This window comes from Mycobacterium sp. (assembly GCF_049673265.1).
Lineage (GTDB): Bacteria > Actinomycetota > Actinomycetes > Mycobacteriales > Mycobacteriaceae > Mycobacterium.
On sequence record NZ_JBATXN010000377.1, the window covers coordinates 1 to 2,550 of the forward strand.

The following is a 2,550-nucleotide window of genomic DNA, read 5'->3' on the forward strand; positions in this document are numbered from 1 at the left end:
GCGTCAGCCCGGTCCGCAACTCGTCGGCGATCACGATGTCGAGCAGTGTGTCGAACGGCTCGCCCCCGCGGGCGGCGGCGACCTCGCCGACGCTGCGGTCGGTCGCGTCGGCGTTCTGCGGTGCGAAAGTCTCGACGATGATCAACCGCTCCCAGTTCGCCAGGCCGCGCAGCATGCCGGCCTCTTTCGACTGGGCGCCGTCACCCAGCCGGCGACGAACCTCCGGGTCGGCGAGTGCGGCCAACCGCTCGGGCACCGGCAGGTGCATGACGTCGTGCCAACCGGGCAACCCGTCGAGCACGAAGCCGGTGAGGAACGACAGCCGGATCTGCATGGCATGCGGAAGAGTGAGCGCGATTACCCGTCCGCCGTGTTCGGCGGCGAACTCGGAGGCACGCAGCTGCCCCTGATGCCCGGCCGGGTTCGCCGCTGAGACACCAAGCAGGTTCCAGTTGAGCGGGCGGTCGGCCGCTACCGACATATCGGTGAGCAGCGCGACTTCGTCGTCGGAAAAGCCTTGCAAACAGCCGGGAATGATCGCCTCGAGCGTGGTGCCCGGATGGTCGCGGACGCCGCCGGCCAGCGCCAGCAGCTCGTCGCGCGACGCGCTGCGTGACGGGACCGGCTGGCCGGAGCCGTCATTGTGGGTCTGTGACTGCGACGTCGAAAAGCCGAGCGCGCCGTCGGATAACGCCTGATGCAACAGAGCGACCATCCGCTCGATGTGCGCTGCGCTCGCCTGACCGCCGACCGCGTCCTCTCCCATCGCCGCCAGGCGAAGCGCCGAATGCCCAACCAGGAAGCCGGCATTGACGGCGATGCGGCCGTCGAACCGTTTCAGCCAGTCGCCGAACGACGCCCACTGCCAGTCCAGCCCGGCGCGTAACGCGTCGAGCGGCATGCCCTCGACCCGCGCGAGCATTCGAGTGAGGTAGTCCTGCTGGTCGGCCGCCACCGGCGCAAGGGTGAAGCCGCAGTTGCCACCGAAGACCGTGGTAACACCGTGCTGCACTGAAGGACTCGCGGTCGGGTCCCAGAACAGCTGCGCGTCGTAGTGGGTGTGCAGGTCGACGAAGCCGGGTGCCACAGTAAGGCCTTGTACATCAACTGTTTTCGTAGCCAAATCATCGACGTCACCAACCGCTGTGATGCGTCCGTCGCTGATGCCGACATCGCCGTGATACGCGGGCGCGCCTGTGCCGTCAACGATCTCGGCGTCACGGATCAGCAGGTCGAGCATATTGGCCTCCTACGCTGTGGTTAGCCACCCCTCGTCCGGCAGCGGATGGCGGAAGAGTTCCGCAGCGTTGCGGTGGGTGATCCGCGCGGCATCCTCTGCGGAAAGGCCCGCGACGTTGCGCGCCACGACCTCTTGGGTGTCAGGCCAGGTCGAGTCCGCGTGCGGGTAGTCGCTTTCGACCAGAATGCGCTGGGCGCCAATCGCATCCAGTGCTCCGAACGCCGACGGGTCGTCGATCGAGCAGAACCAGAAGTTTCGCCGCAGCACCTCGCTGGGCAGCAAATCACTCTTCCAGGATCCGCCATCGCGGCCCGAAGCAGAATGTGCCAGAACATAATCCGCCCGATCGGCGAGCATTGCCGCCCAGCCCAGCCCAGCCTCGGACATGGCGATATTCAGTCGCGGGAAGCGGACCGGGATGCCCGACCACAGCATGTCGGCGCAGGCCACCAGACCGTTCGCCGGAAACAAGGTCGTGATGGTCTCGAACGGGGTGTCGGGCGCCGGAATCGGCGCCCACTGGGCAGATCCGGTGTGCAGGCATACGACGGTGTCCGTCTCTTCGCAAGCAGCGAAAAACGGGTCCCACGCTCCGCTGTGCAGGCTGGGAATCCCACACTGGGCGGGCAACTCCGGGAAGCTCACCGCCTTGAAACCGCGTGCGGCGTTGCGACGCAACTCTTCGGTTGCCAGCTGCGGGTCGGCCAGCCACGGCAACTGCAGCGGAATGATTCGCTCCGGGAAACTGCCGGCCCACACCTCCAGATGCCAGTCGTTCCAGGCACGCAGCACAGCGAGCCCCAGCTCCGGGTCGTCGCTCTTCCAGAACACCGTCCCGGCGAACCCCGCGATCAGCGACGGGAAGTTCAGCGATGCCCAGATGCCGGCCAGGTCCATGTCAGCGATCCGGGCTTTGATGTCCCAGCAGCCGCGGCGCATCTCGTCGAAGCGTGCCGCCTCCATGGTCCACTCGTCGCGCGGGCGCCCGATCACCGCGTTGAGGCCGATGTTGGGGTAGTCGCGGTCCTCGTAACGCCATACCTGCCGGCCGTCGTCGGTCTCGACGATCCGGGGCGCCCGGTCGCCCAGCGTGGCGGGGAGTCGGCCGTCGAACATATCGGGTGGCTCGATGACGTGGTCGTCGACGGAGATCAGGACGTGCTGCCGCGCACGAGGAGCCGGGTCCGGCAGCAGCGCCATACCTGACGACTATCGTCGGTTTTCGGCGGCTGTCAATGCTATTTATGCAATGAATGCAAAGTTGACGGAGCCGTCAGGGCAACAGCGTGATCGCGCCCTCGGGGCAGTTC

At 66.7% G+C, this 2,550-nt stretch carries 2 protein-coding genes; both read right to left on the reverse strand.

Features of this window, described 5'->3' with window-relative positions; all coding sequences use genetic code 11:
- Positions 1 to 1,240 (reverse strand): N-acyl-D-amino-acid deacylase family protein (locus WBF82_RS13035; RefSeq protein WP_424383432.1); only part of this gene is annotated, 1,240 nt, incomplete at its 3' end.
- 9 nt (positions 1,241 to 1,249) lie between these two features.
- Positions 1,250 to 2,440, reverse strand: a complete 1,191-nt coding sequence (locus WBF82_RS13040; RefSeq protein ID WP_424383433.1) for an amidohydrolase family protein — start codon at positions 2,438 to 2,440, stop codon at positions 1,250 to 1,252.
- Between the last annotated feature and the right edge of the window lie 110 nt (positions 2,441 to 2,550).

Bases quoted from the DNA above. Each gene is read 5' to 3' on its own strand.
- WBF82_RS13040 (WP_424383433.1), bottom strand. From the start codon at position 2,440: ATGGCGCTGCTGCCGGACCCGGCTCCTCGTGCGCGGCAGCACGTCCTG.